This window comes from Methanocella sp. MCL-LM (assembly GCF_049676595.1).
GTDB lineage: Archaea > Halobacteriota > Methanocellia > Methanocellales > Methanocellaceae > Methanocella_A.
This window is the reverse complement of the sequence record NZ_CP187259.1, coordinates 1,853,971-1,872,978: the sequence shown is the minus strand read 5'-3', so window position 1 is coordinate 1,872,978 and position 19,008 is coordinate 1,853,971. Positions and strand designations below refer to the sequence as shown.

Annotated in this window: 24 protein-coding genes; 15 read left to right on the top strand and 9 right to left on the bottom strand. The window is 44.3% G+C overall.

The genetic code is table 11. The annotated features are described in order from the left end of the window. Positions 1 to 3 precede the first annotated feature (3 nt). From ACPLPM_RS09590 to ACPLPM_RS09580, 3 genes are all read right to left on the bottom strand, one after another. Positions 4 to 942, bottom strand: coding sequence for an AN1-type zinc finger domain-containing protein (locus tag ACPLPM_RS09590; protein ID WP_424356563.1), 939 nt, complete (start codon positions 940 to 942; stop codon positions 4 to 6). A gap of 579 nt (positions 943 to 1,521) precedes the next feature. Beyond that, a complete protein-coding gene (locus ACPLPM_RS09585; RefSeq protein WP_424356562.1) occupies positions 1,522 to 1,794 on the bottom strand; it encodes a hypothetical protein in 273 nt (90 codons plus the stop codon). A 122-nt stretch (positions 1,795 to 1,916) separates the two neighbouring features. Further along, on the bottom strand, positions 1,917 to 2,132 hold the full coding sequence (locus tag ACPLPM_RS09580; protein WP_424356561.1) for a hypothetical protein: 216 nt from the start codon (positions 2,130 to 2,132) through the stop codon (positions 1,917 to 1,919). Between the two features lie 128 nt (positions 2,133 to 2,260). Here ACPLPM_RS09580 and ACPLPM_RS09575 point away from each other — a divergent pair, with 128 nt between their 5' ends. The 8 genes from ACPLPM_RS09575 to ACPLPM_RS09540 all read left to right on the top strand — a co-directional run bounded on the left by ACPLPM_RS09575 (position 2,261) and on the right by ACPLPM_RS09540 (position 5,435). Beyond that, positions 2,261 to 2,491, top strand: coding sequence for a hypothetical protein (locus ACPLPM_RS09575; RefSeq protein ID WP_424356560.1), 231 nt, complete (start codon positions 2,261 to 2,263; stop codon positions 2,489 to 2,491). A gap of 199 nt (positions 2,492 to 2,690) precedes the next feature. After that, positions 2,691 to 2,852 carry a hypothetical protein gene (locus tag ACPLPM_RS09570; protein WP_424356559.1) on the top strand — a complete coding sequence of 54 codons (162 nt, stop codon included), beginning with the start codon at positions 2,691 to 2,693 and terminating at the stop codon, positions 2,850 to 2,852. Next, positions 2,852 to 3,109 (top strand): hypothetical protein, encoded by a 258-nt coding sequence (locus ACPLPM_RS09565; protein ID WP_424356558.1) that lies wholly within the window; start codon positions 2,852 to 2,854, stop codon positions 3,107 to 3,109. The genes ACPLPM_RS09570 and ACPLPM_RS09565 overlap by 1 nt, the downstream gene beginning before the upstream one ends. A gap of 429 nt (positions 3,110 to 3,538) precedes the next feature. Beyond that, positions 3,539 to 3,727 carry a hypothetical protein gene (locus tag ACPLPM_RS09560; RefSeq protein ID WP_424356557.1) on the top strand — a complete coding sequence of 63 codons (189 nt, stop codon included), beginning with the start codon at positions 3,539 to 3,541 and terminating at the stop codon, positions 3,725 to 3,727. 13 nt (positions 3,728 to 3,740) lie between these two features. After that, a complete protein-coding gene (locus ACPLPM_RS09555; RefSeq protein WP_424356556.1) occupies positions 3,741 to 4,079 on the top strand; it encodes a hypothetical protein in 339 nt (112 codons plus the stop codon). Further along, on the top strand, positions 4,080 to 4,916 hold the full coding sequence (locus ACPLPM_RS09550; protein WP_424356555.1) for a hypothetical protein: 837 nt from the start codon (positions 4,080 to 4,082) through the stop codon (positions 4,914 to 4,916). Beyond that, on the top strand, positions 4,903 to 5,091 hold the full coding sequence (locus ACPLPM_RS09545) for a hypothetical protein (protein ID WP_424356554.1): 189 nt from the start codon (positions 4,903 to 4,905) through the stop codon (positions 5,089 to 5,091). Before ACPLPM_RS09550 ends, ACPLPM_RS09545 begins: the two co-directional genes overlap by 14 nt. Continuing rightward, entirely contained in the window at positions 5,091 to 5,435 is a 345-nt protein-coding gene (locus ACPLPM_RS09540; RefSeq protein WP_424356553.1) for a hypothetical protein, read from the top strand. The genes ACPLPM_RS09545 and ACPLPM_RS09540 overlap by 1 nt, the downstream gene beginning before the upstream one ends. A gap of 47 nt (positions 5,436 to 5,482) precedes the next feature. Here the strand turns inward: ACPLPM_RS09540 and ACPLPM_RS09535 are convergent, their stop codons facing one another. Continuing rightward, the gene (locus ACPLPM_RS09535; protein ID WP_424356552.1) at positions 5,483 to 5,653 is read right to left on the bottom strand and encodes a hypothetical protein; all 171 of its coding nucleotides are present in this window, start codon (positions 5,651 to 5,653) and stop codon (positions 5,483 to 5,485) included. Positions 5,654 to 5,711: 58 nt separating this feature from the next. Here ACPLPM_RS09535 and ACPLPM_RS09530 point away from each other — a divergent pair, with 58 nt between their 5' ends. The 3 genes from ACPLPM_RS09530 to ACPLPM_RS09520 all read left to right on the top strand — a co-directional run bounded on the left by ACPLPM_RS09530 (position 5,712) and on the right by ACPLPM_RS09520 (position 8,453). Continuing rightward, positions 5,712 to 5,930, top strand: a complete 219-nt coding sequence (locus ACPLPM_RS09530; RefSeq protein ID WP_424356551.1) for a hypothetical protein — start codon at positions 5,712 to 5,714, stop codon at positions 5,928 to 5,930. 178 nt (positions 5,931 to 6,108) lie between these two features. Next, positions 6,109 to 8,076, top strand: a complete 1,968-nt coding sequence (locus tag ACPLPM_RS09525) for a minichromosome maintenance protein MCM (protein WP_424356550.1) — start codon at positions 6,109 to 6,111, stop codon at positions 8,074 to 8,076. A gap of 2 nt (positions 8,077 to 8,078) precedes the next feature. Continuing rightward, on the top strand, positions 8,079 to 8,453 hold the full coding sequence (locus tag ACPLPM_RS09520; protein ID WP_424356549.1) for a hypothetical protein: 375 nt from the start codon (positions 8,079 to 8,081) through the stop codon (positions 8,451 to 8,453). 244 nt (positions 8,454 to 8,697) lie between these two features. Here ACPLPM_RS09520 and ACPLPM_RS09515 read toward each other — a convergent pair whose 3' ends face one another. Continuing rightward, a complete protein-coding gene (locus tag ACPLPM_RS09515; RefSeq protein WP_424356548.1) occupies positions 8,698 to 9,927 on the bottom strand; it encodes a tyrosine-type recombinase/integrase in 1,230 nt (409 codons plus the stop codon). 298 nt (positions 9,928 to 10,225) lie between these two features. Between ACPLPM_RS09515 and ACPLPM_RS09510 the strand changes: the two genes are divergently transcribed. Beyond that, a complete protein-coding gene (locus ACPLPM_RS09510; protein ID WP_424359961.1) occupies positions 10,226 to 11,074 on the top strand; it encodes an RCC1 domain-containing protein in 849 nt (282 codons plus the stop codon). Between the two features lie 152 nt (positions 11,075 to 11,226). Here the strand turns inward: ACPLPM_RS09510 and ACPLPM_RS09505 are convergent, their stop codons facing one another. From ACPLPM_RS09505 to ACPLPM_RS09490, 4 genes are all read right to left on the bottom strand, one after another. After that, a complete protein-coding gene (locus ACPLPM_RS09505) occupies positions 11,227 to 11,856 on the bottom strand; it encodes a hypothetical protein (protein ID WP_424356547.1) in 630 nt (209 codons plus the stop codon). Further along, positions 11,849 to 13,030, bottom strand: coding sequence for an AAA family ATPase (locus tag ACPLPM_RS09500; RefSeq protein WP_424356546.1), 1,182 nt, complete (start codon positions 13,028 to 13,030; stop codon positions 11,849 to 11,851). The genes ACPLPM_RS09505 and ACPLPM_RS09500 overlap by 8 nt, the downstream gene beginning before the upstream one ends. 856 nt (positions 13,031 to 13,886) lie before the next feature. Next, positions 13,887 to 14,330 carry a RipA family octameric membrane protein gene (locus ACPLPM_RS09495; RefSeq protein ID WP_424356545.1) on the bottom strand — a complete coding sequence of 148 codons (444 nt, stop codon included), beginning with the start codon at positions 14,328 to 14,330 and terminating at the stop codon, positions 13,887 to 13,889. Between the two features lie 35 nt (positions 14,331 to 14,365). Continuing rightward, on the bottom strand, positions 14,366 to 14,746 hold the full coding sequence (locus tag ACPLPM_RS09490; protein WP_424359960.1) for a TIR domain-containing protein: 381 nt from the start codon (positions 14,744 to 14,746) through the stop codon (positions 14,366 to 14,368). A 454-nt stretch (positions 14,747 to 15,200) separates the two neighbouring features. Here ACPLPM_RS09490 and ACPLPM_RS09485 point away from each other — a divergent pair, with 454 nt between their 5' ends. The 3 genes from ACPLPM_RS09485 (at position 15,201) to ACPLPM_RS09475 (ending at position 18,944) form a co-directional block, all read left to right on the top strand. After that, positions 15,201 to 16,331, top strand: coding sequence for a toll/interleukin-1 receptor domain-containing protein (locus tag ACPLPM_RS09485; protein ID WP_424356544.1), 1,131 nt, complete (start codon positions 15,201 to 15,203; stop codon positions 16,329 to 16,331). A 64-nt stretch (positions 16,332 to 16,395) separates the two neighbouring features. Beyond that, positions 16,396 to 17,382, top strand: a complete 987-nt coding sequence (locus ACPLPM_RS09480; RefSeq protein ID WP_424356543.1) for a transposase — start codon at positions 16,396 to 16,398, stop codon at positions 17,380 to 17,382. A gap of 92 nt (positions 17,383 to 17,474) precedes the next feature. Beyond that, positions 17,475 to 18,944, top strand: coding sequence for an LPO_1073/Vpar_1526 family protein (locus ACPLPM_RS09475; protein ID WP_424356542.1), 1,470 nt, complete (start codon positions 17,475 to 17,477; stop codon positions 18,942 to 18,944). The last annotated feature ends 64 nt before the right edge of the window (positions 18,945 to 19,008 follow it).

Below are 19,008 nucleotides of genomic sequence, written 5' to 3'. Positions count from 1 at the left end.
TATTCAGCTTACAATCTGATAGCTTATGATCCTACCAAGTGGTTCTTCTGTCCACCCATATGTGAATGTTAATGGGCGTATAAGATATGGATAACCTACCTTCATATCCACCAGACCCCATGATTTAGGCTGCCCCTGGGCATTTTGTTCCGCCGTATTCCCTGTGACATCCACAAAGACCCACCCTCGATCCGTAGTATTGAACGCATTACAGGCATGCCCTCCATAAGGATATCCAGAAAGCTCGATACTAACGACATGAGCCTTAATGCCATTCCGTTCAGCATTATCACTTAAACTGGTTGCAAAATTAATACAAACAAACTTGCCGGGAACATAGGTTTTTAGATAAGTATCATCCTGCCAGAGAAAAGACATCAATTCATCATAAGTAGGATCGGTAGCATTTCTATAAATCGTAACACAAGCATGGGTTCCATCGGGATTTGCGAGATAGGTATTACTGTCAAGCTTCAATGACTGCGTATATACTGGGGGATATACGATGTCTGATAGTCCCTTGAAAAAGCCGTCAACCGAACTCCCATTATCCGTATAAACCGTATAGGAAGCTACGGAAGCCACAATAATAATCAATATTAATGGTATAATATAACTTGACCTTAGAAGCCTTCTAAAAAAACGCCGAACACCATACCTAAACCCGGATAATTGATATTTAAACCCTTTAGACAAACTTTTACGAGGCTTATGAAGACGATTCGGTAGGCGCGGAGTTGAATCTACAGTTGCCCTCTCACGCGTTTGATGAGCACTTTCGCTAGAAGACTGCTCTAAAAAGATTTTCCGAGCAAGATCCCGCCTCGCCATACAATCATGATATTCCGGCAAACGATGTTCGCCACAAAATACACCACCACAACGCTTACAACGAAAAGGAATAACCTCAACAGAACCGCAAACTTCACATTCGTTTACCATATAATCAATTGTAATACAATTAATCACATTAAAATATTATCCACCAGTCAAAATTAACTCACCATATACGAATCATTCGCTATTTACGAAGGGATCTCTCAAGCACCAGGTGATGAAAAACGATGAAAAATCACATCATCAAAAATAGTTAAAAAAAAATACGGACCGATTTCACTAAAAAAAACTATTTCATATGTAATTACAACAATATGAAATTAAACACCTAATTGTGATAAAATTATTAATCACTTTACCCAGATAGGTGATGAAATAGTTTTTTTTAACTATCTTTTTTTTTAGTTATTTTTTGAGCCAATTTTGACTCCGAGTTCAGACACTCAACAAATGAGATACTAAATAACTATATTTAGTTATTTTACAAGAAGTTGGTATGGTACACCGATTTTTTTAGACCATCAAAAAATAACTAAAAAAAGTGGTAGTTAAAAAAAACTATTTTTAGAGAAAGTTCCCTCGGAAGGGTATAGGGGGAAAAAAATTGAGAGATCAGAAAAACTATTGATCCCCGATCAAAAAATCAGAGATCGATTGATCTCAGATCAACATCTCTGAAATATTTCATACTGCTTTCAGACGAGTTCCATCCGGAGAGTATAATCCATAAACATCGATGATCGTGTCCATCAACTTAGGAACATGATCCCTACACACGCTGAACTCTTCCACCAGGACCTTCTCCAGATACTCAGTCGTGGTATCATCGCCGATAAACGGATTGATAGCCTTCACGATCCACTCATCCCGGCCCTTCTGAGCATTGACCCGGATACCCTTCAGCTGCAGCTCCTCCCTGGTCTCCAGGTCCTCTTGGACACAGAGACGATTCCGCACATCAACAACGAGAGAAGACCTGCACACAGGACAAGTACCAACAAGATCAGTCAATCAAAATACCTCGAACGACTGATATAAAACAGACATTAAATCAATAATGAAACATTAATCCGAAAGTATTATTTCTCAAAATCCCCGCGCTCGATATGACGTGCATAATGTTTAATTGCAGCAATGATTGCCGCTTTCTGTGATGTAGTACCCAGTTCATCTTTCAAATGCCCTTCTATTTTTTCTAGGTCCTTAGATATAACTCTAAATTGCTCTTCGTCGAGCTCGACTACTAATCTAGTTTTTCCAACTCCCTTCTCATACTTTTTTGGAGGCCTTGCCATTCAATGTACACCTAATTAACATTGAATTGTGCAATCGAAAGTTATATAACCAATTGTGCAATATTCTTGTAATACAATTGTAATTTAATGTACAATTGAATTGCAATTACATTGAAAAGGTGAGCAATATGATCAAAATAAACGATGAAATGGCAATCAAAAAGAAGGTCGCCGTCCAGAAAAGAAAAGACGGTATGGTAGCCATTTTTATCCCCAAGATCTTTTTTGAGAATGGTCTAATTTTAGGGGATGAAATTGAGCTCGGAATGGACAAGGCGAGCAAGTTCATGTTCTTCCCATACGGCCAGGACGCAGACCCTGAAGAAACTGAGTCCATAGGATCAGGTGATTCAGCATGATGAGCTCGAGGATTGAGGCTTCTGGCCAGGTGGGTCCATGCAGGACGTGTGGTCATGCTGATCCGTATCCGAAGGATCCTCGTGATGGTCATGAGCGCAGGCGGTGCGGGAACAGTGACGCCACTGGGTATGGTAAAGTGATCAGGGGTATCGACCAGGTAAGGGTCGAGGGTTGCTACAAGCCGGCAGGTGAGCCGTGATGGCTGTTATGCTTGAACCATCTGCTGATAATCCTGGGATGGCAAGGTTGACACTGATCGGCGCGAAAGCCGTTCATATCCCTGCATCTGAAGGTGAGCCGCTTGTAGTGGACATTTTGCTTGAAGACTACTACTTCATGGTTAAGGCTGGTGGTCAGTGATGCACCTTACTCAGGATGAGGAAGTCATGTTGCAGTATGGTCTGGAGATCTGCAGTCTGATGGACGAGGTGGAGAAGTTTGTCCAGGCTCAGCCTGGCCGTGCAGCTCCTCAGCTGGCGGAGATCATGAATACCCATGTGGATGCTGTGCGGTATGCTCTTCTCCAGCTGGTAGATCTCGGAAGGGTCAGTTGGGATGCTGGCAGATCTGACATTCCCAGGTACTACCCGGCAGTTAAGGCGGGTGGTCTGTCTTGAGGTCTGGTGAGTTTGTTGTTCTAGATGAAAAGGAGCAAGAGTATGCTGAGATCATCCGAGAGGCTGGTTTCCGTACAGGTGAGAGCCGTGTCCTGGTGGGATTGGCGGTGAATGGGGAGTCTTCTCTTCGGGACCTGGAGCGAGTCACCCAGGTGAAGATCAGCACTGTTTGTACGGCTGTCTCCATGCTGGAGAGGATGGGCGTGGTGAAGCGGAGGCGTCTGCCTGCTGGTTCTGGTAGATCATTGCTCTTGGTGAGTCTGGCGGGGGACCTGGTCACGCTGGTCGAGGAGCATGGACGGCAGTCTGCTTTCAAAAAACTATCAGTGTGCTCTAAGGCAGCGGCTAAAAGTCGGGACTTCGTTAAGCGTCCTATGATTAGGGATGCCGGTAAGGCTCGTTCGCAATTATCAACGGGGGGGATGATTCATGGCTGAGGCTCAGCTCCACCGGGCGAGAAGCCAGGGTTCGTCCTCCCCCTCCTCCAATTGGCCTGAGAAGGTCGTGGAGCGTGAGGCGGTGGCTGCGTTGTCACCGTTGAAGAGGCAGATCGCCGAGCATTATATCAAGATAGGAAAATGGGCGTATGCCGATGCTGGTAATGACTCTAAGAAATAATGGGGGGGGGAATGTGGTCGATAGAGAGGTCATTCTGAGAGTTGCCAGGGAGATTGGCGAGCTCACGGTAGAGAAGAACGAGGCGTATGGGGATTCGTTTGCGAGGAGTTCGGAGATCCTCCGGGTCCTTTACCCGGAGGGTGTGCGTCCGGAGCAGTATCAGGACTTGCTGGGCGTGGCCCGGTTGATTGATAAGATGTTCCGGATCGCTACGCGTAAGAACGCTTTTGGAGAATCCCCGTGGCGGGATATCTGCGGGTATGGGCTGATCGCAGCGGCTAGTGAGATAGTTGCTGCAGATGGTCTCGGAGAGAAGAAAGATGATTCCCAGGTTAAGGAGTTGATGAGCTAGATGGTCAAGGATTGGGAAGGTAAGATCAAGGAGGTTCCAGCAGATCCGAATCTGGAGAAAGACGCGGAGAAGTGGTACTTGAAGACCACGTTGAAGCTGATACGGCAGGAATTCCATAATTATAGTCAGACGATTCCGGTGAGCCTGCCGATAGATATGCTGGTGTCGTTTTTCGATACGTGCAAGTATCAGCGGAAGCACCCGAATGATGTGATTAAGGAGCTCGTGAAGGGCTGGATTCTGGAGAATGGCCACGATGTTTGTTTGTCGAAGTATGATCAGAAGATCGATGAGCTGATCGAAGGGAGGACTCGGCTGGCGAAGCATATCAGTGAGCATGGAAGCATCATCACCTGGGCGATACAGGACCGGGTGAATGAGATTTTCGCTAAGAGGCATATCGAGCTGGAAGAGCGCCGGCAGGGCAGGAGTGTCAACCTGGTGGAGCGGACGGCTCCGGTGAGCTATGATGAGGTTGCATGGGTGTTTGGGGAGTTGAACTCGTGGTTTAAAAAGACATTTACCAACGAGGATTTTTACCCGCATGTCCTGGCCAGGGCGAACCAGATCGGAAACCTGGTTGTTAAGGAGTCATTCCTGACAGAGCTCGCGGACTTCAAGGCGAGAATGGATAAGGACCCGAGGACCCTGGCTAAGCGGAGGGAGCAGGAGGAGCGGGACCGGAAATTCAACGAGTACATGGAGTCCCGAGCGAAGCAGGTCTCCTCGGAGATGCAGCAGATCGTGGATGAGATGGAACGCTTGCCCGGGGCGGCGACCCCGAATTTCGGGAGTGGCGTGAAAGTGGAGGGGGCGAAAACCAGTGATCGAAAGTGATCATAGGTATGATGTCCGCTGCCTGATCTGCAGCATCACCCTGGCTGAGAATGTTCCCTTCTCGAAGGCTAAGGAAGTTTACTTCGAGCACGAGAAGCAGCACCCGGGAAAGTGCGTAAGATGCTACCCCCGGGAGTCCATCCCCAGCGGGGGTAAATCGAAGGGGGTGGCCTGATGGGGGAGATCGTCATGTCGATGGCTCCCAGGGGTGTCAAGGCGTCCATGGAGGGCCGCAAGACCTGCACTGCCAGGCTCAGGCCGAAGGGAAAGATCGGAGATGTCTTCCAGCTGGATGGAAAATGGTTCGGGTTGACAGCTGTGTATATAGATGAGCTGGAAGCGCATGCGGATCAGTTTTTCAAGGCTGAGGGGTATGATTCGCCATCTGAGTTTCTCGCTGATTTTTGCGAGCTCAGTGATGTCGTATACTGTCCGGTGTTGCCGATAGTGGTTCACTGGTATTGGCCAGTAGCTTCCGAACAGCTGCCAGTCTATGCCAGGTCTGAGGTGGTATCGTGACGTCGACCGATGTTGTCTGTGCAAAATGTGGCGGCCATGTCAACCCGTCAGACCAGTATACGCTTCATAGTGAGTCGACGGGCCGGTATTTTCATCATGTCTGTCCGCCGGCACCTGCAGCTGCTGGCCAGGTGGATCTCGCTGGCCAGCTGGTGCCTGAGGAGGTCCTGGTCGAGCAGCCGGCGAGCTCTCAGGATGCGGCTGAGATGCTGCGGCATAACACCATCGAGATGGCTATTGAATCTATCGGTCATCCGGAGCTGGTCTCAGTAACTAGTGAGGAGGTTAAAGCTGCAGCTGCTGGACCTGTGCGTATACGCTCTGCTGGCCAGCTGGAAGACCGTGAGCGTATACGCTCTGCTGGTCAGCTGGAAGACCGTGAGCGTATACGCACTGCGGGGGGTCTGCGGAAACCCTCCTATCGGGTGCATTGCAGGACCTGCCAGCAGGATATTTGTGAGCCTACTGATAGGCGTACAGCGAAGCGTTTCATGAACGAGCATAAAACGAATCAGCATCATGATGCTGTCTTAGTCCAGGAGGGCTGGAAATGGTAAATGTAGTAGTTTCAAGTGTTGCAAGATGGAAGGAACTTTTAACCAGATATTATAAAAATGACATAGCTAAGTTAGCCGTATCGGACGTGAAAAATAAGGCCTTAGTGGTCTCATTCTTGAATATCCGGAAATTTGACACGAGGCTGGCGGACGAGCTGATCAGGAATCCTGACCTGGTCATGTCTCACGCCCGGGATGCGTTAACTCTGATAGATCTGCCGGTCAAGTCCCAGGTGGATGCGAGGATCAGGGTGTCAGGGCTGCCCAGGAAGACTCAGATCCGTTACATCCGGAGCAGTGATGTGAACCAGCTGATCAGCGTTGACGGGACCGTGAGGAAGATCACCGATGTCAGGCCCAGGGTCATGGAGGCCGCCTTCGAATGTGCCAGGTGTAAAAACATCCTGTATATACCTCAGGAGGGCTCCGGAAAGTTCATCGAGCCGGCGTACTGCCAGTGCAACGATGATAAGAAAGGTGTTTTCAGGTTGCTGTATAAGGACTCCATGTTTGAGGACTTCCAGCGGGTGAAGATCCAGGAGTCCCCGGAGAATTTGAAGGGCGGGGAGCAGCCTCAGACTCTCGATATTAACGTCAGTGATGATCTGGCTGGCCTGGTGGTCCCGGGCGAGCCGGTAGTCATCAATGGCATCCTCCGGAGCGTCCAGCGCATAACAAAGGACGGGAAAACCGTGTACTTTGACATCTATATGGATGCGGTCATGGTCGAACGGCAGGAGCAGGAATTCGACGAGGTAGAGATCACTCCGGATGATGAGAAAGAGATCCTCAAGCTCAGCGAGGACGAGGAAATCTATAAGAAAATTTCCGGGAGCATCGCCCCCTCCATCTATGGGTTCCAGGATGTCAAGGAAGCTATCTCTTACCAGTTGTTCGGCGGGATCACTAAGTCCATGCCTGACGGGACCAGGCTGAGGGGAGACATCAACGTTCTATTGGTGGGTGATCCGGGCATTGCGAAGTCTCAAATCCTCAGGTACGTGGTCAAACTTGCGCCCAGGGCGGAATATGCTAGCGGGAAGAGCTCGTCCGGAGCGGGGCTTACTGCAGCTGCAGTGAAAGACCCATTCGACGGGGCATGGACCCTCGAAGCCGGCACCGTGGTACTCGCCGACAAAGGCCTGGCCGCCCTGGACGAGCTGGATAAGATGCATCCGGACGACCGGAGCAGTCTGCATGAGTGCATGGAGCAGGGCTCGATCACAGTAGCTAAGGCCGGCATCCAAGCCACCCTCATGGCCAGGGTCAGCGTCCTGGGCGCTGCCAACCCGAAAAACGGACGGTTCGACCCGTACGAGAGCATCCCCGAACAGATCAACATGCCGCCATCCCTGATGAGCAGGTTCGATCTCGTATACGTGCTCCGGGATATCCCCGAGGAGAAGAGGGACCTGAACACGGCGAGGCATATCGTTAGATCGCATAAGGCCGGCGAAATGATGGTACAGAAAAAGAACCTGAGGAGCTGCAGCATCAAAGACGAAGATATCGAAGCAGCGATCACCACGGTGAAACCGGCCATCGATACCGTGATGCTGAAGAAATATATCGCCTACGCTAAAAGGAAATGCTTCCCACTCCTATCGAAAGATGCGGAGGACCGTCTAATCGAATTCTATACTGGTCTCCGGAAGAACGGTGACGGCGATAAAGAGCCGATCAAGATCGGTGCCAGGCAACTGGAAGGCCTCATCCGTCTCACCGAGGCCCGGGCTCGAATGCGCCTCAGCAACGTGGCCACTATCGAGGATGCCGTAGAAGTCATCCGGATCGTGGAGGTCAGCCTCAGCCAGTCATCGACCGACCGTGAGACCGGCCAGCAGGACATCAACATTTTCACAGCCGGCGTTAGCAAAAGCCAGAGGGACAGAATAAAAGATCTCACCACCATCATAGAGGAACTCGGCGGCAAAGACTCTCCTGTCGAAGTCATAGAAGTAGTTAAAAAGGCTGGAGAGCGCGGGCTAAAAGAGGCGAGGGTCATGAAAGAGCTAGATAAGCTGAAACAGATCGGCGAGATCTACGAGGCCAGGCCCGGGTGCATCATGATCGCCGGGGACTGAGCATGAACCTGGAAGATCTAGCTGAACGCCTCGCAGTCGAGCGCGAGAGCCACGGCTTGCAGGAACTGGGAGACCAGTTCTACCTGCAGGCCAGCGAGTTCCTCCAGAGCCTGCACAACTCCCGCCAGGACGTCCGAGACTACCGGGAGCTCGCAGCCATCGACGACGAGATCAAGAACGCACGGATCCTTATCGAGGGCGTCTACGATAAACGTTTAAGCAAGATCACCCAGTACGCAGCCATCGCAGCTGCAGGAACAAAGATCCCCGTCGACGGCATGACCATGTCAGAGAGAGCTGTCTATGATCAGCTGCTGGAATCCCTGCAGCAAGGACGTCAAAAGATCCTGATGCCAGCCTTGAAGGTGTCATCATGAAATTAATAGATGCTCACGCAAACTGCACGGTATGCGGTAAGGAGTGGTATAGTAAAAATGCAATGGCCGTGGCGGCTCGACACCATAAAGCCACCGGCCATGAGGTCCTGGTCGAATTGACCTATGGACACATATTCAAAAAGTCAGGCTGAATACCCGGACTTGTGCGTATACGCTCTGCCTGCAGGTAGTACGTATACGCACCATTGATATCTACGTGCGTATACGCTCTCTCAAAAATTTTTTATGATTTCAGTCTTGCAGCGATTTCTTGTTTTAGCTCAGCCATGAACGCATCATGTTTTCTTTTTACATCCTGGTATACTGGATCGGCTTCTAACTCTTTATCTAGCGAATCAACCTGGTCTTTTGCCTCCTGCGTTATGGGAGTCCCACACTCAGGGCAAAATTTAGCCCCATTTGCGCATATATCTCCACAAACATTACAGATCCGGTGGTGCGGCTGCTCCGGTTTCTGGATGTCTACGATTCCGGTTTTGCTGAGGACCTCGTTCTCGACGTCTTCGTCGACGAGCTTCGAGTAGTGGCGGAGCATCCGGCTGTCCTGGCTGCCCCACGCCATTTTCGAGACCGACACCGTTGAGTATCCGGCCCGGATGCTGTTGGTGATCATCGAGGCCCTGAACAGTTTCGCCTTCGCCCCCTTGGGGAGTTTGACTCCAGCTGCTGCAGCTGCCCTGGTAAGCATCCACTTCATTCCCGGGTAGGTCATGGGTTTCCCGCCCCGGATTTCGACAAATACAAAGTCTTCATCTGCTGCACCGTTGCGCTGGTTCCTGTACTCGACGAGCCAGCTCTTCCGGATGACCACGTACGCGCTTACCAGGACATCAGTCTTCTCAGCCTTCACGGTGATCTTGACACGCTGGTGGTTGAACTCCAGGTCCTTCCAGGTGAGACTGCAGATATCGATCGGGCGGAGGCCGGTCTCAGCCAGGACACTCACTATAGCTTTATCCCTGATGGTGGTGCAGTGCTCGATGATCTTGTCGTAGTCAGTGTCTTTGAGGATGTCCGATGGCCTGATGGAATCGAAGACCTCTTTAGGTGCCTTGATTTCATCGAGCTCGTCAGCGGTGATGCTAACCAAGCCTTTCTTCCGGAGGTAGTTGGTGAAGGTCTTGATCGTTTTTATGTTCGTGCGTATGGTGCTCACCTTGTAAGGCTCGCCGTTAGCGTTATCGCCTTTTTTCATTGCTTGGATTCCTCGCTGCAGGTCCCGGAGGGTCATCTGGTCGTAGGGGGCCTGGATGAATCGTCTCCATTGGGTTAGAGCGGTGCTGAGGCGCTGGGCCCGGCGTTCCTCAATCTGGCCATTGTGCAGTTTGTTCTCGATGAAGTCCAGGAGGAGCTCAGCATCGCGATGGGTGATGGCTCCCTGGTCGAGCTTGGCCTGGATGATCCTGTCGTAGGTGTACTTGTCGTTGTACTCGAGGAAGCGTTTGTTCTGCATGATCAGTAATCGATAGCCAGGATACTTATCGTTTTGCAGGGGCTATTGCGCAAGTATTCACTACTCCGAACGGGGCTACTGGTTTTGCGGGGCTCTCGGGGGGCTTTGTTCCAAAAAAGCCCCCCTGAGTCTCGACATGTTTCTCAAGCCCGAAGGGTACTTTTATAGCGATGTTTTTGAGGGGTGCAAGGGGAACTTTTTACTAAAAAGTTCCCCTGTACGCTTAGCCTTAGCAAGATATATTGAATTGTGCCCTTACGATTTTTTATCAAATAGCACAAGACTGGTGGCGTTATACATGAAACGTTGGCCGAAAAATACTATAGCGGCGGGTTACCTCCTATCTGTCGCCCTTAAATCTGACGGCACGGTGACAGCTGTTGGTGATAATAAATACGACAAATGCGACGTAAGCGACTGGCACGATATTATGGCGATAGCGGCAGGTAATGCTCATACGGGTAATGGGCATACGATCGGGCTTAAATCGGATGGCACAGTGGTCGCTGTAGGCTGGAATAAGTATGGCCAGTGCGAGGTAAGCGGCTGGCGAAATATTGTTGCGATAGCGGCTGGTTGGCGTCGTACCTTCGGGCTTAAACAGGATGGCACTGTAATGGCCGTTGGCCGAAATAATGAAGGTCAGTGCGATGTAAGCGACTGGCACGATATAGTAGCAGTAGCGGCGGGTGACTGGCATACTGTCGGGCTTAAATCGGACGGCACGGTGACAAGTGCAGGTAATAATCAGTATGGCCAATGCAACGTAAGTAGCTGGGACAACATAGTGGCGGCAGCGGCGGGTTATCTTCATACGGTCGGGCTTAAATCAGACGGTACTGTGTTAGCTGCGGGTTTGAACAAGCTCGACCAATGCGATGTAAGCAGCTGGCGCGATATTGTGGCGATAGCTGCAGGTAGTAATCATACGATCGGCCTGAAATCCGATGGTACTGTTACAGCTGTGGGCTGGAATGAGTATAGCCAGTGCAATGTAAGTGACTGGCATGGCATTGTGGCGATTGCAGCGGGTAACGCTCATACAATCGGCCTTAAATCAGATGGCACGGTGGTAGCTGTGGGCGATAATGAATATGGCCAGTGCAATGTAGGCAGCTGGCATGATATCCGACTGCCGTGCAACTAGCTTTGAGGGGCTTCCAGGGAACATTTTTGGAAAGTTCCCGGTGTCTTGACACTTAACATAGTTCGAATAAATTCACTTGAACATACAAGAATATAGGTTAGAGTATAATATTTTGCAGAATTAATGATAGTGATGGTCGAGATCAGACGATTTCAATTTGATTGTTGTAATAAGAGGTCTTTTAGATCATCAATTCTTTCTACAGTTCTGGAAAGACTTCGAGATCTTTGTCTTGCAGCATCAATGTCCCAATAATTATAGACATATTTTTCCATATGATCATTGTATAATGGCCCTATTCTTGCTTTACCTCTCGGTAGAACTTCACGTTTTATATCACCTTTACGTGAGGTTCTACCAATAATATCAAATAAATGTATTTTGGGATCAGATATCTCATCATCAACATTCTTAGGAATATTTCCATAGGGTATACCGAAATATTCTTGAAAATGGTCACTGTCCGCCATTAACCATGACTCAATTTCTCGAACAGCCACTCTAAATACTAAATCAGGACGCGGTGTTGGTACACCCAACCATTCTTCAACTAATCTACCTGGACAGATATTTCGATCATCTAAATCTGTTAAAGCAAAAAACGGCATTTTTACAGTTGGTTGATTATAACGTCTAATGTTTGTTTTGATAAATCCGTAACCGTTACAACCATAAGTCCTCCCAGGTATGATACCTCTTGACAATAATATTTTTCTCATAACAGCTTGTTGGGGCCTATCTTCACAAACCACATATACAGTAGGACTTACTTCACTAGTCATCTAAGAAATCACCAAGGTTTTTTTGTGTTATAGGCTCGTTTATTACTGGGTAAACTGCTTCAGCTACGTTAAACCCGCTATCTAAAAGTTGTTTTACTTCATCTTTATCTGAAGCAATTTCTACCTTGGTTGCTTCTTTCTCAGGGGTTAAAATAACTACCTCATCGCTACCAATACTATATTCAGTTAATAGTGAATAGCTGTGTGTACTAATAAAAACCTGGCCTTTCACTTTCTTTTGTTTTTCTATTTTATATATCAACTCAGGCAACTGTTGGACTACTGCATTATTTAGAGATAGTTCAGGCTCTTCTAGTAAAAGAGGCGCTTGGCGAGGTTCTAATAAAGACCAGAATAGTCCGATCATACGTAGTGTACCATCTGATAGATCTTTTTCGCTTTGTTTACCTGCATCCTTACGCCAGCTAGTATGTTTTACTTCCAAATGAGGACGACCACGAACATCTGGTTTATATTCTAATTTTGATAGGCTTGGCACTGGTCCTTTTAATAATGATTCGATTTTTTTTAATCTTCTTGTTCTAGTTTTTTCAGGTACATTTGCCAAAAGATCTAAAAAGTCGCGGCCATAAGGGTCTTCGGGCAGATTTTCACCTGAAAATGCATATGGATTCTTTATCAGTTGTGGGACGATTTGGAAATACCTTATTTCAGCAAAGAATTCAGCTATTACACGGAACTTAACATTCGCAGATATTTGTTGGAGATGTGTTTGTAATAGTAGTTTTTCATCCCCCTTATCGACATTATCCGGCCTATTAATAAGTGGGTCTTGATCGCCTTTTTTAATTACTTTTTCATATTTTACACAAGGTTGATGAGTACCCGATTGTTGAACACCTATTCCTAATGTATATACCCAATCAGGCTCGGGTGTTTCATCGGATTCCTTTTCTTTTAGTTCTACTTCAATCTCAACTATTGGATTACGTCTTGAAGCTAAACAACGTATTTTATGTATTCCACCTCGTTTTGTTATAGCGTAATCCAGTCCTCCACCACTTTTTGCAATGTCATGTAAAAAATAAAAAGCGTCAAGAAGGTTAGATTTCCCTGAAGCATTGGGGCCAACGATAAATAATCTTTGTTTTAATGGGACGTCGACTGATAAAAAATTTTTCCAGTTCGTTAGCCTTATCCGGGAGATATACATACCTAATAATCGTTTGGTTAAATAAAAATAACTTTCTATCGTTTCGTTATGCGTAATAAGTGGAGATAGACGATGGTCGACTATTCATCCGATTGATCTGGGAGTAATTCTAAGTTTTGGTGTTGGTGGTTTACGTTGTCGACCCTTATCGCAGAAATAGGTGTTGGTTTCTTGAAGAAAAAGACATAAATATTTTTATAATGACTACTTAGCTATTAGTTATTATTATGATGGGAGTCATAATATTTTTACGCGTCTCCCAAATGAACTTTCGGAAAAATGTTCGTATGGGATTCGACACCTAAGCAGACCTAAAAGGCACTTTATAATAGCGATGTTTTTGAGGGGTGTAAGGGGAATTTTTTACCAAAAAATCCCTGGTACGCTTAGTCTAAGCTATATGTTAGGGATCATGCTCATACGTTTTTATCGGATAGTAGAAATCCAGAGTGGAACAGGCGTCGTAATCATGAGGTACACCCAAACCTTTAAGATGAGGGTATAGCGCCCTGAAATGGGTACACTAAGGAGTGATGGCATAACCTGTGAGGCCATCGCGCCGCAGTGTATCATCGCTTCAGCGACGCATACCCGTATTTAATGGTTTAGGTTGGTATCCCACCCCGCCCATGGTGGGTATAAGGAGTATCTCTTAGGATATCCCGCCAAAGGCAAGCTCCTGGGCCTTCCCTCGTAAAAATTTTCACTGAAGTGTAGAGATTGCTTTGCATTCGATTACCGTTACTGAACATTCAACGTAATTCTATGGATCATAAGTATCTTTTTCAATCAATTTGATAATTTGAGTTAGTTATTTAATAATAATATTTTATTATCGTATTTCTACCATTGCTGCTCAGATTTGTGGCAATATTAGCAGTAATGTATAAACCAACAGTATTAGGTATGGTACCGATAAAATAAACGGAATCCAACCCTCAACATGAGTAAGGGGGAAATACTTCTTTTTATCCTTACCCTTTTTTAATACGTCCCATTCCCGAGCATAACATGGGAATGGGAGCTGTTGTTCCATTTCATGTATAACCTTAAATTTTCCAGAGTTTAACTGGCTGTATGAGGTTATATTATAATACCAAATTAGGCATAACAATAATCCAAGCAAGGATATTAATAACAATATAAGAGCATAAAAACTTGAAATCTGATCTTTTTCGAAAATAACTGATAATACAGCTAATATTGCAGATAATAACGTAACATAAAATATATTAGTTTGGCTTCTTCTTTCGCTTATTTTATCTGCCATCTCAACATAAAGCTTATATTGCTCTAACATATGATCGGAAAAATTTCCTTCATATGTAGATTTATCTATAATGAATTCCTCCGAATTGCATCAACAATAGAAGGAGTATTCCATCCCACAAGTTCTTTTGCAGAATTTTTGACAGCGACAGGGACCATTTCACTGCCCCGGGGCCTAATACCAATAATCGGTTTACCCATAGAATTGGCAATATCGATTTCTTTTTGGATCCATTTGCTATGGGCTACGTACATACCACCTAGTATAAGGACTGACTGCGCCGGCCTAATTTGGTTGTATAATTTTGCTTCTAGTTCACGGTCCGTCTTGGCTTTGAGAGGATCATGTTCAGGGACACTCGAGTTGCTGTGTTTAAAATTAGGTGCGGCTTTTAGCATATCAACAAGCCGGTAGTAATCTTCGTTGTAATTCCAAGCATGGCTAATAAATAACGCATAATTTCTTAATCCTGGTATATTAAACCCTCCTCAATTTATAGCATAATATGAAATAGATTGTTATATAAATATTAACTTAGCATAGTGAAAGTATTATGATTGTTATAAATGGACTGAGATGATTTAGGGATAGCAGATTTTACTATGATGACAACGGTACAATAATTCAGGCTTGCCACAAATGCACCGACATGCCGACATAAGAAAATGAACCCACCTCATCAAACGGAAAAATAAATACTACAATCTGCCCAGATTGTGTAAAATCCTAATAGCATAAGCACCGTGGGCTATAAAGGCTGCGGTATATGGCATAAAATAAAAATCTGAACAATTATGCGATTAGAGGACAATATGCAGGTTAGCAAAACAAATAAGATTAGAAACCGCTTTTTATTATGTTTGTTAATTCATATAATATATTTTGAGGGGTAGTAAAAGGATGATTAAAGTAACCATGGCACATCCAGCATTTTCAAAAAATAAATTTCAGATAAAAGATATAATAAAATCTTATGGTATGTCATGGGACAGCGCACAAAATGGCTGGGTGAATGTTGCAACAAATGAGGGGGTTTATGTTGATAGAGCAAATATGGACGCAATACTCTCAGACAATTCGCAGGATACACCCATGGTTTTATATATAGAATCTAAAAATGAAGAATTTATACGCAAAATAAAGAAAAAAATATATGAAAGCGATAATCACGCATTTGTTCAACCAGGTTGTTTTGAAACTGTAGAACAATCCAAACAAGAACTGAATAAACCGGCTGAAAATATTGCCACTATTAATAATATTGGAGATAATGCTATAATATCGGAAGAGAGATATGATGTTTTTATTAGTTACTCACAGACAGATTATGAGATGACACGCCCGATTAGAGATATGCTTGAAAAGATGAATATTAAATATTATATCGATAAACGGGATGCTAATTTCGGAAATGTTATCCCTGATGAGATAAAAGCATGTATATTAAATTCAAATATTTTTCTAGTTTATATAACTCCAGCAAGTATGAAATCCCAGTGGGTGCATTTCGAAGCAGGTATCGCGTATGCAAATGATAAGATCATTATACCATTCCTTAATCACCCATCTCAAGATAAACCGCCATACCTTCATGGGAGACACATAAAAAATTTAAAAGAAACAGAGCAATTTTTTAACAGGTATGATAGAAAACAGTTTATACAGGCTAAAAAAATTGAAAGTGGTTCTTCAAAGATGATAGAGGCAGATATAGCTAATGATAAGGTACCATCACCGATTTGTAATATTTACGAAATTAGTGGGTATATCAAGGCTTATAACGATGTATCGTTAGTAAGTGCAATTGTAACGTTATATCATGCAGAAAAGGCGAACAATTTCAATGGATATACTCAGTTGGGAAAAGTTGCTATGGATATGAACTCACAACGCACAGGAACTTTTGGGGAGTATATATTTAAAAATGTACCGAGCGGAATGTATGTGTTAGAAATAAAACACGCATACGGTAATTGTACAAGACTAATTAAACATGAATGCGGAAATACATATGAAGATGTTTCTTATTAGTAGTATAGTGACTTTTGCATAAGTCTATAACAAGTATATGGGCATTGCAGCCGTTGGCGTTTTTATGCTCAGTAAAAACGTTGGTACGGGCTGGCAGATGCCCGTTTCTTGCTTCGATTGCCATTGTAAAATACTTTCTGACGTGCCGCTCATGATGCTGGAAGCGGTTGACTGGCAGCGTTTCCGGTACCTCGAGAAGAATAATAACGTGGGAAGGCCTCCCCAGTACAGTCGCATCGCCTTGCTACGAGCACTTCTGTACATGGAGCTGGCAAATTTACCGAGTGTTAGTGAACTGGTAAGAATACTCCGCGGTGACAATTATAAAATGAAGATTCTTGGCTTCGACCACTTACCTAGTGAGAGCACGTTCAGCAGGTTCAAAGACCAGGTAGATACTGACCGGATCATGGTCCTCTTGACCAGCATGATCTGGAAGAAAGAAGAGGATTTCATGAGCATGGTCGGTGTGGATAGTACTAGCCTCCCTGCATTCAGCCGACATGATCCTGACGCTGCCTGGGGGTACGATCATATCAATGAGGAAATGTACTATGGGTACAAAATCCACCTATTCTACGATCTGGTTACGCTGGCGCCGATCTGCAGTATTGTCACTCCGGCCAACATGCATGACACCACACAACTACTGCCATTGCAGAGGAAAATGGGCAGTCGCATCCTCCTGGTTAAGGGGTTGTTCGGAGATATCGCCTATGACTCGAAAGAGCATGTGGAACGCATATACCCGATCGGCATCCCATTGATCAACAGGGTTAACCGGCGAAATAGTAAGAAGATGCTTCCCAGGTACCGTATTCAGGAGTACATCCCCTTCCACGATATCACCATGAACAAATTATATAAAAACCGGATGCACTGCGAGTACACGAACTACCTATTGAAAGAGCACCTCGACTTAAAACGAGTAAAAACTACCACAATCTTTAGGGTTACTGTAAAAACCGGACTCACCCTGATAGCACGACAGATACAGGTACTCTACCAGGTTAGACAAGGAGCAAACCCCCGGACCACAATCATCGCATGACTTATGCAAAAGTCTCATTAATACCAAGAATCAATATACATCCAAAAGTTTAATAGTTACACCAATCGCATAGATAAAAACGGTTAGACGATATGGTAAATACTCAATCAGCAGCAAAACAAGTACCAAAACGAATTAGCATTAGTGAAGCAACTGTAAAAAGACTTTTTTCATTATCTGGTAATCTATGTGCTTTTCCAGAGTGTAATCAAAGATTAGTCACCGAGGATGGTACAATTCTAGCCGAGATTTGCCATATTGAAGCCGCCATGCCTGGCGGAGAAAGATTTAATGAAAATCAAACAAATGAAGAAAGAGCGAGTTTTGATAATTTAATCCTCCTTTGTCCAATACATCATACAACAACTGATAATGTAACAAAATACACTGTTGAAGTATTAAAACAAATGAAAAAAAATCATGAAGAAAAATATCTTACAAACCAATATAATGTTACTGACGATATAATTAAAAAAGCGATTTCATTATACGATTCGGATAATGTAAGTATCATAAACGGCAACCAATTCCATACAGGGCAAGGAAGTCAAACCAATACTGTGTCAGGAAGTCAAACTATTTACATTATGAATCAAGGATTAAATTTGGCGGATACAAAAATTCTTTTCCAAGATTTATTTGAAAAAAATTTCCCACAACTGCAAGATAAAGCAAAAGAAGAAGCAATGAGAAATCGGGACAAACTAATTCAAACATTTTATGATCAAGCTAAAGATGAGCTATCTTTAGAGGATATACAAAAATTATCCGACCCGGATGTCCAATATAATTTGATATGTGCATTAAAATCAGCAAGCCGTAAAGATAGTCAAGAATTAAGAGATATGCTCTCAAGCCTTATTATTACAAGGATAAAGCATGATACTATTGACATTAAAAGAATTGTACTGAATGAAGCAACTTCAACGTTAGGCATATTAACTACAAATCAGCTCAAAATATTAGCTTTATCATTCCGTTTGAAATATAGCAGATATTTCAGAGTAAGATCTTGGGACGATATAAACGAGCTACTTAATAAGCATGTGAAACCATTCTTAGATTTTAATACCCAAAGTATTGATTTTGCACATTTAGAATATACTTCATGTGCTAAAGTTGATGTGTTAACATGGGATATTATTGAAATCCTTAAAAACCAATATTCTTTTTTCTTCTTAAACGAAATTGAATCAACTGTAGTCGAAGCAATGAATATACCAAATGAATTAAAATATACTATATTTTTCTTTGACATCCCAAACAATAAATGTATTTTTTCATTATTAACTGTCCATGATTTAGACGCAGTTATCAAAAATAAAGTAACTCCAGAAATGCATAACAATCTCTTACAGTTGTATCAAAAATGTTTAAAAAACAATGACGAAATTGAGAAAATTATGCGAAATAAGACGGACATAGGGGGAGAACTTATTGATAAATGGCGTTCTACGAGTTTAAAAAATCTATCTTTGACATCCGTAGGAATAGCATTAGGTATTATTTATTATGAGCATATTTGCAGTGAAAAGGTTAACTTGGATATATGGATACATTAAAAATATAAAATTTATATTTATAATGATAAACAAAATCGTTAAGTAGTAAAGCACATATTAATGA

Excerpts from the sequence above, each read along its gene's own strand:
- ACPLPM_RS09590 (WP_424356563.1), bottom strand. The coding sequence starts at position 942 with ATGGTAAACGAATGTGAAGTTTGCGGTTCTGTTGAGGTTATTCCTTTT.
- ACPLPM_RS09580 (WP_424356561.1), bottom strand. The coding sequence starts at position 2,132 with ATGGCAAGGCCTCCAAAAAAGTATGAGAAGGGAGTTGGAAAAACTAGA.
- ACPLPM_RS09575 (WP_424356560.1), top strand. The coding sequence starts at position 2,261 with ATGATCAAAATAAACGATGAAATGGCAATCAAAAAGAAGGTCGCCGTC.
- ACPLPM_RS09570 (WP_424356559.1), top strand. The coding sequence starts at position 2,691 with ATGGCTGTTATGCTTGAACCATCTGCTGATAATCCTGGGATGGCAAGG.
- ACPLPM_RS09565 (WP_424356558.1), top strand. The coding sequence starts at position 2,852 with ATGCACCTTACTCAGGATGAGGAAGTCATGTTGCAGTATGGTCTGGAG.
- ACPLPM_RS09560 (WP_424356557.1), top strand. The coding sequence starts at position 3,539 with ATGGCTGAGGCTCAGCTCCACCGGGCGAGAAGCCAGGGTTCGTCCTCC.
- ACPLPM_RS09550 (WP_424356555.1), top strand. The coding sequence starts at position 4,080 with ATGGTCAAGGATTGGGAAGGTAAGATCAAGGAGGTTCCAGCAGATCCG.
- ACPLPM_RS09540 (WP_424356553.1), top strand. The coding sequence starts at position 5,091 with ATGGGGGAGATCGTCATGTCGATGGCTCCCAGGGGTGTCAAGGCGTCC.
- ACPLPM_RS09535 (WP_424356552.1), bottom strand. The coding sequence starts at position 5,653 with ATGCCGCAGCATCTCAGCCGCATCCTGAGAGCTCGCCGGCTGCTCGAC.
- ACPLPM_RS09520 (WP_424356549.1), top strand. The coding sequence starts at position 8,079 with ATGAACCTGGAAGATCTAGCTGAACGCCTCGCAGTCGAGCGCGAGAGC.
- ACPLPM_RS09515 (WP_424356548.1), bottom strand. The coding sequence starts at position 9,927 with ATGCAGAACAAACGCTTCCTCGAGTACAACGACAAGTACACCTACGAC.
- ACPLPM_RS09510 (WP_424359961.1), top strand. The coding sequence starts at position 10,226 with ATGAAACGTTGGCCGAAAAATACTATAGCGGCGGGTTACCTCCTATCT.
- ACPLPM_RS09505 (WP_424356547.1), bottom strand. The coding sequence starts at position 11,856 with ATGACTAGTGAAGTAAGTCCTACTGTATATGTGGTTTGTGAAGATAGG.
- ACPLPM_RS09500 (WP_424356546.1), bottom strand. The coding sequence starts at position 13,030 with ATGTATATCTCCCGGATAAGGCTAACGAACTGGAAAAATTTTTTATCA.
- ACPLPM_RS09495 (WP_424356545.1), bottom strand. The coding sequence starts at position 14,330 with ATGTTAGAGCAATATAAGCTTTATGTTGAGATGGCAGATAAAATAAGC.
- ACPLPM_RS09485 (WP_424356544.1), top strand. The coding sequence starts at position 15,201 with ATGATTAAAGTAACCATGGCACATCCAGCATTTTCAAAAAATAAATTT.
- ACPLPM_RS09480 (WP_424356543.1), top strand. The coding sequence starts at position 16,396 with ATGCTCAGTAAAAACGTTGGTACGGGCTGGCAGATGCCCGTTTCTTGC.
- ACPLPM_RS09475 (WP_424356542.1), top strand. The coding sequence starts at position 17,475 with ATGGTAAATACTCAATCAGCAGCAAAACAAGTACCAAAACGAATTAGC.